This is a genomic window from Hymenobacter sp. (assembly GCF_031398885.1).
Lineage (GTDB): Bacteria > Bacteroidota > Bacteroidia > Cytophagales > Hymenobacteraceae > Hymenobacter.
The window spans coordinates 1-8591 of sequence record NZ_JANNOD010000072.1 but is presented as its reverse complement, the minus strand read 5'-3'; the positions used below and the strand labels follow the sequence as shown (position 1 = coordinate 8591).

Below are 8591 nucleotides of genomic sequence, written 5' to 3'. Positions count from 1 at the left end.
CCCTCTCCCCCCCCCCCCCCCCCCCCCTCCCCCGGGGCGTGGGGCACCCTCACGATTCTGCCCCGCGCTGGCCGGGTGCCCCCCCGCCGGGGGCGGGGGGGCCGGGGGGTGAGGTTTCGTCGGGGGTATCGGCTTCCCCCTCCAGCAGCCGTTCCAGCGTCGGGTTCACATACGCCGCCAGGTACCGCAGGTACCGCCGCGTGATGAAGCCACGCTCCGGGTGCTGGGGCAGCCAGCCGGCGCCGCGGTGCAGCAGCTTTTCGGCCTCGTTTTCGCCGATGTAGTAGTGCTTGTCGTTGTCGAGCACCGGAAGCAGGACGTAGAGGTGGGTGAGCACGTCTTGCAGGCGCAGGCCCGCGTGGCGCAGGTGCAGGGTGTAGTAGAAGCTGTCGCCCCACTCCGGCACGGTGGGGTCGAGCAGCGTGGTTTCAATCTTTACCTCGTAGCCCAGCGGCTCGAAGAGGCGGCGGGGCCAGTCGGGGCCGGGCGCCGAGACGACGGCCACTTTCACGGCCAGCGGCAGGGCCTGGGCGGGCAGGTTTGGGCGGTCTTTGCAGGTGCCATTCATAGCCGTGCCGAAGGCTTTGCTCAGCGCCGCGCTCAGGAAGGACGAGGCCACGTAGGGCCGGTCGTTCACGTATTGTTCCAGGGCGAAGCCTTCGCCGGGAGCCCCGCCCCGACCGCGCACCGGGCCAATGGGGTCGAGGTCGAGCAGCAGGGCCGCCGTGCACCGTTCCGCCGTGGCTTCGGGGTAGAAGACGTGGGCCAGGCCGCCGGCCACCACCACGCTTTGGAGGCGGGCGGGGTTTTTGTGGAGCAGGTAGCCCAGGTCGGTGGCGGGTTGGTGGGTGGTAGAGATGGTCAGAAGCATCGATTCAGAGCAGATGAGGAACCTAAAGCTACGCCGCAATGGCAGCGCTGGCCGGAGCCGGGTTTGTCTCCAACGGTTCATGCCGGCCGAGAGAGCGTTGATAGAACTCCCACGTTTTTTATGTTACGTCTCTACCCGTCCTGTAGAGAACCTGCTTTTTTCTGAGATTCCCTACTTGCAACGGTGTGCTCACAGCGGTTCTCAGGTTGGCGCACGGGCTGCCCTGATTAGCCCGTTGAATACTCAAAAAAGACCTTTGTGCACTACATGAGTGAGCTTCAAATTCCAAGGCGGCCTTCATTTTTTGTGATGACTCCGCGAATTCTGTGGAGTCAGCAGTTTTTTTCTTCCCGACTCCACGGCGTTTGTCTGTCCTGCTGAGCCTGCGAAGCATCCTCCCACGTTTGCCCGAATCGGTGGGACGTGCCGGGGTGCTGCGCGCCAGCCCTGCAGTCAAACGTTTCCGAAACCACGGTGTGTGCTACAGCCGCGCGACGTTCTCAGCCGTGTGCTCCTGGGCCATTGGCGCGCCGCCCAGAAACTCCTGGTACCAGCGGCCCGAGTCCTTCACGGTGCGTTCCTGGGTGTTGTAGTCGATGTGAATCAGGCCAAATCGCGGGCCGTAGCCTTCGGCCCATTCGAAATTATCGGTCAGGCTCCAGGCGAAGTAGCCGCCCACGTCCACGCCCTCGCGCTGGGCCCGCAGCACCTGGCCGACGGCCGCTTGCAGGTAGGCGCGGCGGGCAGGGTCGACCACGCGGGTGCCCTGGCGCTCGTCGGGGAAGGCCGAGCCGCTTTCCGTAATCATGAGCTGCGGGGCGTTAGGGTAGGCCGCGTACTGCTTCAGCATGTGGTACAACGACTCCGGGTACACTTCCCAGCCCATGTCGGAGTAAGGCACGCTGCGCTGCTTGGCCGGCACCAGCGAAGCCCACTGCAACGGCAGCCAGGGCGAGAAGCGCACCACCTCGCGGGTGTAGTTTTGAATGCCCCAGAAGTCAAACTTAAACGCCATGCGCTGGTCGTCGCCGGGCTTTTGGTAGCGGTCCAGCAGCCAGCCCAGGGCGGGCAGCTCGGCCACCGGGTAGCCCTGCCCGAGGACGGGCTCCACGAACAAGCGGTTCAGCAGGGCGTCGGCGCGGCGGGTGGCGGCTTCGTCATAAGCGTTGCCGGGCCGCTGCGGGGTGAGGTACGAGCAAGAAAACGTGGTGCCGATGCGGGCCGTGGCGGGCAACTGCGCGCGCAGCACCCGGCCGCCCTCGGCCTGGGCCAGCGTGGCGTGGTGCGCCGCCGCAAGAAAAGCTCCCAGGTGCCGCCGGCCGGGCGCGTGCACGCCCAGCAGGTGCCCGGCGCCCACAAACACCATGGGCTCGTTCAGCACCAGCCAGTGCTGCACCCGGTCGCCCAGGCGGCGGGCCATCACCTGGGCATACTCCGCGAACCAGTTCACGACGTTGCGGTTGGTCCAGCCGCCGCGGGCCTGCAGGGCGCTGGGCAGGTCCCAGTGGTAGAGCGTGAGCCAGGGGCGCAGGTCGCGCTCCAGGCAGGCGTCCACCAGCCGGTCGTAAAAGTCCAGGCCGCGGCGGTTCACGGCGCCGGTGCCCTCGGGCAGCACCCGCGGCCAGGCGGCCGAAAAGCGGAAATCGGAAAGCCCCAGGCCGTGCGCCAGGTCCAGGTCTTCCTCGTAGCGGTTGTAAAAATCGGCCCCCACCCGGGCGTGCTCGTTGCGCCGAATCACGCCCTTGCGGCGGGTAAAATCGTCCCAGATGCTCGGGCCCTTGCCCTGGTGCTGCCAGGCGCCCTCGGTTTGGTAGGCGGCAGCCGAAGCACCCCAGTGAAAATCGGCGCCGAAGTCGGCGCGGGAAAACGGCGTGGGCGCCGAGGCTGGGAAAAAGGCCGGCGGCAGGGGCTCGTCGTAGCGGGGTGGAAGGTGAATCATGCGCGGGGCGCGGGGGGGGGCAAGAATGAAGAGAAGCGGGCGGCGGGCAGGGAAAATCATGCGAAGCAAGCCTGTCGCCGGGGTATTGTGCGGCGGCAAAAAACCGCTGCATAACTACTAAATAAGGCGGCTTACGGACCCGCAAGCCGCTGTTGGACGGAGAATAACCAATAACTACCGGCTTCGGGTTGTGAATTAAGAGGTCAGGGCCTGGGGCTTTTTTTGCGGCTGCAACTGCTCCCGCAGCAACTGGTCAATCACGCCGGCCGTCTGGTCGGGGTAGTCCACGGGAATGGTGTGGTCCTGCTGGAGCCACTGGTCCACCAAGTCCAGGTTCTTGTCCTTGAAGCTTTTGATGACGGGCACGCCCATTTTTTCCAAAGCCGCCGCGTTGCACTGCTGCTCGTACTGCTGCTTCATGGGCATCACCAGCAGCTTTTTGCCCAGAAACAGCGCCTCGGCGGGGGTTTCGAAGCCCGCCCCGCACAGCACGCCGGCCGCGCGGGCCAGGCTGTCGAGAAAGGCCGCGCCGCTCACCGGCCACACCCGCACGTTGCCGTATTCGGCGGGCGCGCTGCTGTGCTTGCTGAACACCTCCCAGCGCGTGGTGCGGCTCAGATACTGCAGGCGCTCCACCAGTATTTCCTCCTCGTAAGCCGGCAGGTACACCGTGTAGTGCCCCTCGTTGGCAGGGTTCAGCTCGCGCACCTGCTGGCGGATGACGGGCGTGGAAATCTCGGGCGCGTACGGCTGGAAATGAAAGCCGTACTGCGCCGTGCTGGGTGCGTAGTGCTTGAGCACGGCCCGGCCGGCCGGGTCTTCCTTGGCGGGCCGCGGGGAGGCGGCGTTCAGCACCGCGCTCTGGTGGCTGAGGGCCACGCAGGGCACTTCGCGCAGCTTGCAGGCCCAGCTGCTCACCGGCTCGAAGTCGCTAATCACCAGGTCGTAGCTTTCCACGGGCAGGTGGCGCACCTCATGCAGAAACTTGGCCGAGTTGAACTGCCAGAACGTTTTGACGAAGTTGATGCCGCCCTTTTTACCAAACAGAAACCCCATGCCCTGGGCCCGGTACTTGACGTCAAAGGGCAGCGGCAGGTCGGCGGGCGGGCCGCTCACCAGCAGGTCGAGCTGGCTGCAGCGCGCCCGGAGGAGCGGGACCACGTCGAGGGCCCGGCTAAGGTGGCCGTTGCCGGTGCCTTGAATGGCGTAGAGGATGCGGGGCATGAGTGGAGTCGGCAGTTAGCAAAGGGTGGTGAGGAGCCGCTAATCAACGGCCGGGGGTGGGTTAACAGCGCGTTACCCGCCCAACACCAATTGTGGTTGTTTGACTACCAAGCAAGCCATCCCACCAATTATTTTATTTGATTTTAAATTCTGCCAGCAGGCCCTCCAGCAATTGGGCGGGGTTTGAGTCGGCCAATTCCTCCGCCGCTTCGCGGGCTTCGGCCTCGGGGGTTCGCTGCATCAGCGGGTCGTCGTTGTAATAATACAACTGCCAGCCGGCTTCGGCGGTGTATTCCAGGGCCGTCAGGTTCTCGACCCAGTCGCCGGAGTTCAGGTAAATGACGTCGCCCTTTTCGGTGGTCAGCGTTTTGATTTCGGGCTGGTGAATGTGCCCGCAGGCCACGTAGCGGTAGCCTTCGTCGGCGGCGATGGCGGCGGCCGTTTCCTCGAAGTTGCTCACGGCGGCCACGGCGGTCTTCACCCGCTCCTTCACCAGCTTGGACAGCGCCACCCGCGGCCGGCCCAGCTTTTCCAGCCCGTAGTTCACGAACCGGTTAATTAGAATCAGCAAATCGTAGCCGTGGCCGCCCAGCTTGGCCAGCCAGCGCGAGTGCCGCATGGTCACGTCGAACACGTCGCCGTGAAAAAGCCAAGTGCGGCCGTGGGGCAGGTCGAGCACGAGCTTGTTGTCGAGCCGAAACTGACCCAGCTTGAGGCCGGCGAACTTGCGCAGCAGCTCGTCGTGGTTGCCGGTGAGGTAGTGGATTTTGGTGCCCTTGGCGACCAATCCCGTTAGGTAGCGCACCACCCGCATGTGGGCCGGCGGCCAGTAGTTCTTGCTGAACTGCCAGATGTCGACGATGTCGCCGTTCAGCACCAGCACCTGCGGGCGGATGCTCTTGAGGTAGCGCAGCAGCTCCTTGGCGTGACAGCCGTAGGTGCCCAAATGCACGTCGCTGATGACAACTACCGGCACCCGGCGTTTGCGGGGAGCCTTGGGCTTGGCGGCCGCCGGTTTATTCGGTTTTGGTGGGTCGGGCAATGCGGAAGGGACAATGTTCATGCGGCGGCGGAGTGCGCAAACCGCCCCCCGCGGGCAGGTCCGGCCGAGCGGCGCGGCCGAATAGCGGGCCCGGTGCGGCGCAAAGCGCCATTTTCGCCTCCGCCCCCAAACGCCGAGCGCAGGCTGACCAGCGTGTGCAGCCCGAACGCGACCCACAGCGCCAGTTGGAACAATTCGTACACGAGCCAACGCCCCAGGCGGCGCAGTCCCGAAAACAAGGCGGGGAAATACATGGCAGGCTGAATAATAAAATGCGAAAATCCTGCTCTCAAAGTTCGGATTCAGCTGTGAAGCCTTGGTTAAGGACGGGTTATCCTTAGGTCAAGCCTGGGGCCAGCCATGCGAAATATCCAAATTTCATCAGTGGTCTAATTGGGTTTCGGACCGCACGCAGTTTCTTTGTTGGCCCGATTATTCGTGGGCTTGCGTCAACTCATTCCGGTTTATTTATTTCTCATTTTCCTATGCTCACTTCGTCTCATTCACTGCGCCGTTTTCTTTCCATTGTCCTACTAAGCCTGTGCGCGGCCGGCACCGCCCTGGCCCAACCCACCGGCAAGGCCGCCAAAGGCCGCAAGCGCTACACCTTCGCCCAAAAAGACGGCGTGTCGCCCTACGTCCAGAACGTGACCAAGAACACCGATGAAGAACAGGACGTCGACGGCTCGTTCACCCGCCTCGGCTACCGCTCCTACGCCGACATGCTCACCGAAATCGAGGCCCTGAAAAAACTGCACGACTGGGCCGATACCACCTACCAGCGCCGCGTGGCCGCCATTCCGCCCGGCGGCGCGCTGCTGGTCACCATCCACCGCCAGGGCCCCAAAAACGCCGAACTGTCCAACCTCACCCTCACCGTCACCGGCCCGGACGGCAAGGAAGTATTTGCCCAAACCCTGGCCCCGGGCAACGGCCGCTTCTTCGGCCGCGACCTCTACCAGGCCCAGCGCACCATCCCCTTCCCCAAAATGGAGCCCCAGGAACTGAACGTGAGCATCCGCGACGCCAAGCTGTACCAGACGTTTGATTACATCCTCACGCTGCCGGCGGCGCAGTAAGTTGCTGGCCCCAACTAGCCACAATTACTAAAAAATGCAGAATAATAAGCTAATTTTATTAGTATTTGTAAAGTCTTTGGCTATTATCTTTGGTATATCGCACGGTTGTCTCCCGCCAACGCGTCGCCCGTAAAAAGGCGAAGCCCCGGCTGCGCTAACAACCGAGGCTTCAAGAAGTGGGTGGAACGTACACCCTTACTTCTTAGCAAGATGAAACGGGAACGTGCGAAACAACTACTGCAAGGCTGGTGGAAACCAATTTTGCTGGGGTTTGCGAGCGGAGTAGCCAAAGACTTAATCTTTTTGCTGCTCTCGCACTACCTCAAGTAGTGGGTAAGGGGTTGGGCCGTGCGCCCGGCCCCTTATTTTTTGCACTCTTTACTTGTACTTACACAAATGTAGACAAGCTTTTCTGTAGTTCAACGCGGGGCCGAAGTTATGGTTTTTACCATCAATTCCTTTGCGGAAAGCAAGGTGCAACTTCTTCTTATTCAACTGCTCGCCATTGCTGGCGGTTGAAGCAACATAAGGCGCAAAGTTGCCCTTGCTTTCAGCGTGTTGGCTCAGGGGCTAATTGCGGGGTTCGGCCGTCCGGTCTCCTACCACCCGGCTCCGGCCGAACTGCGCCAGAAAGCGCCCTACCACTCTGCCTGGAGCGCATCAATTGTACGCCCACGGGCGAATAGATGCTCGGCCAACTTCAACTTCTTGTTTGATTGTTGTGGCAACAACTAAGCGGACGGTTATACTGTAGAGTAACCCTGACTATCTGCGTCTACTTGTTGAGTGAATTTTATTGCCTTGCAACCAATTTGACTTATCCCTGCAACCTTGCCCATTGTACCGCAATCACCGTCTTCGCATCCCGGAGCGGCTCGGCTATTAGGGCGTCCCAGCTCAACTCTACCATCTCAATGCGTTCGTTTTCCTCGACCAGTCCGCCGCCCGCGCCGGTTTTGTGGCTTACTTCGGCGTAGTACACGGTGATGCTTTCCGAGCTGGTGCCCGGCGAGGGCCACATCTGCACGATTTCTTCTAGCCGGTCCACCTCGTAGCCCAGCTCCTCGTGAATCTCGCGGCGCACGGCCGTTTCGGGGGCTTCGTCGCCGTCTATCATGCCGGCGGCAATTTCCAGGATTTCTGCTTCCGGGCCGATGCGGAACTGGCGGGTGAGCACATATACCTGCCGGGCGGTGTCGTAAACGAGGGCGGCCACGGCCTTGCCGGGCGCGAATTGCTCGCGCTTGAGCTGGGTGTCGCCGTCCTGCACGATGAGCTGGTTGACTTTATAATGGCCGTCGAACACGCGGCGGCGTTGCACTATCTGCATAACGGAGGGGTTGTGGTGTATCTTTGTGAAACCAGGGCCGCCGTCGGAGCAGCCCGCCGCCCGGCTTGTGCCGGGCAAAGCCCCGCGCCTCGGCTGCCTCCGCAAGTAAGCGCACCTCACCCCAACTTCTCTTCATTCAGGGAACACAACGGCCTCCGACGAGCCGTTAGCCCCGCCCATGCTTGGCACAAGCCAGTGTGGCCATGCCGGCCTGTGCGAATGCATTGGGCCCGACCCATTCTTGCGCGAACCTTTGTTCGTCAGCATCCTACCTACATAATCAGTACCAAAACCACACATGATATTTGACGATTTAAACCTGATTGACCCCATCCTCAAAGCCCTCAAAGAGGAAGGCTACACCACCCCCACCCCCATCCAGGAGCAAGCCATCCCGCACGTGCTCGAAGGCAAAGACCTCCTCGGCGTGGCCCAGACCGGCACCGGCAAAACGGCCGCCTTCACGGTGCCCATCCTGCAGGTGCTGCATCGCACGGCCCAGGTGTCGAACCACGCCCCGCGCGCCATTCGCTGCCTCGTGCTCACGCCCACCCGCGAGCTGGCCATCCAAATCAATGAAAGCTTCGGTGCCTACGGCCGCCACCTGAGCCAGATTCGCCACACCGTTATTTTCGGCGGCGTGAGCCAGGGCTCGCAGGTTGCGCAGCTCAAGCGCGGCGTGGAGGTGCTCATTGCCACCCCCGGCCGCCTGCTCGACCTCATGAACCAGGGCTTCGTGGACCTGCGCCAGGTCGAAGTATTCGTGCTCGACGAAGCCGACCGCATGCTCGACATGGGCTTCATCAACGACATCAAGCGCATCCTGCCCAAGCTGCCCACCAAGCGCCAGACCCTGTTTTTCTCGGCCACCATGCCCGGACAGATTCAGGAGTTGGCCGGTACCATCCTGCGCCCCAACCCGGTGCGCGTGGCCGTTACGCCCGTCAGCAGCACCGCCGATACGGTAACGCAATCGGTGTTCCTCGTTGAAAACAATGACAAGCCCGCCTTGCTCCGCCACATTTTGGAGGACAAAAACATCAAGCGCGTACTCGTTTTTACCCGCACCAAGCACGGAGCCGACAAAGTAGTAAAAGCCCTGGCGG

8 protein-coding genes are annotated in these 8591 nt (G+C 62.4%); 2 read left to right on the top strand and 6 right to left on the bottom strand.

The genetic code is table 11. The annotated features are described in order from the left end of the window. Positions 1–49: 49 nt before the first annotated feature. From RMO51_RS14805 to RMO51_RS14785, 5 genes are all read right to left on the bottom strand, one after another. Entirely contained in the window at positions 50–871 is an 822-nt protein-coding gene (locus tag RMO51_RS14805) for a 3' terminal RNA ribose 2'-O-methyltransferase Hen1 (protein WP_310395862.1), read from the bottom strand. Positions 872–1352: 481 nt separating this feature from the next. Next, positions 1353–2810, bottom strand: coding sequence for a GH1 family beta-glucosidase (locus RMO51_RS14800; protein WP_310395860.1), 1458 nt, complete (start codon positions 2808–2810; stop codon positions 1353–1355). Between the two features lie 195 nt (positions 2811–3005). Then, entirely contained in the window at positions 3006–4034 is a 1029-nt protein-coding gene (locus tag RMO51_RS14795) for a glycosyltransferase family protein (protein ID WP_310395858.1), read from the bottom strand. 133 nt (positions 4035–4167) lie between these two features. After that, positions 4168–5097: a UDP-2,3-diacylglucosamine diphosphatase gene (locus RMO51_RS14790; RefSeq protein ID WP_310395857.1), complete on the bottom strand. Its 930-nt coding sequence runs from the start codon at positions 5095–5097 to the stop codon at positions 4168–4170. Then, complete coding sequence (locus tag RMO51_RS14785; protein WP_310395855.1) at positions 5094–5330, bottom strand: hypothetical protein; 237 nt, start codon at positions 5328–5330, stop codon at positions 5094–5096. Before RMO51_RS14785 ends, RMO51_RS14790 begins: the two co-directional genes overlap by 4 nt. Positions 5331–5561: 231 nt before the next feature. Here RMO51_RS14785 and RMO51_RS14780 point away from each other — a divergent pair, with 231 nt between their 5' ends. After that, positions 5562–6155 (top strand): hypothetical protein, encoded by a 594-nt coding sequence (locus RMO51_RS14780; protein ID WP_310395853.1) that lies wholly within the window; start codon positions 5562–5564, stop codon positions 6153–6155. Positions 6156–6972: 817 nt separating this feature from the next. Here the strand turns inward: RMO51_RS14780 and RMO51_RS14775 are convergent. After that, positions 6973–7485, bottom strand: coding sequence for an NUDIX hydrolase (locus tag RMO51_RS14775; protein ID WP_310395852.1), 513 nt, complete (start codon positions 7483–7485; stop codon positions 6973–6975). A gap of 298 nt (positions 7486–7783) precedes the next feature. Between RMO51_RS14775 and RMO51_RS14770 the strand changes: the two genes are divergently transcribed. Next, positions 7784–8591: DEAD/DEAH box helicase (locus RMO51_RS14770; RefSeq protein ID WP_310395851.1), on the top strand; the 808-nt coding region annotated here is incomplete at its 3' end.

Coding starts and splice junctions, on each gene's coding strand:
- RMO51_RS14805 (WP_310395862.1), bottom strand. CDS start 871: ATGCTTCTGACCATCTCTACCACCCACCAACCCGCCACCGACCTGGGC.
- RMO51_RS14800 (WP_310395860.1), bottom strand. CDS start 2,810: ATGATTCACCTTCCACCCCGCTACGACGAGCCCCTGCCGCCGGCCTTT.
- RMO51_RS14795 (WP_310395858.1), bottom strand. CDS start 4,034: ATGCCCCGCATCCTCTACGCCATTCAAGGCACCGGCAACGGCCACCTT.
- RMO51_RS14790 (WP_310395857.1), bottom strand. CDS start 5,097: ATGAACATTGTCCCTTCCGCATTGCCCGACCCACCAAAACCGAATAAA.
- RMO51_RS14785 (WP_310395855.1), bottom strand. CDS start 5,330: ATGTATTTCCCCGCCTTGTTTTCGGGACTGCGCCGCCTGGGGCGTTGG.
- RMO51_RS14780 (WP_310395853.1), top strand. CDS start 5,562: ATGCTCACTTCGTCTCATTCACTGCGCCGTTTTCTTTCCATTGTCCTA.
- RMO51_RS14775 (WP_310395852.1), bottom strand. CDS start 7,485: ATGCAGATAGTGCAACGCCGCCGCGTGTTCGACGGCCATTATAAAGTC.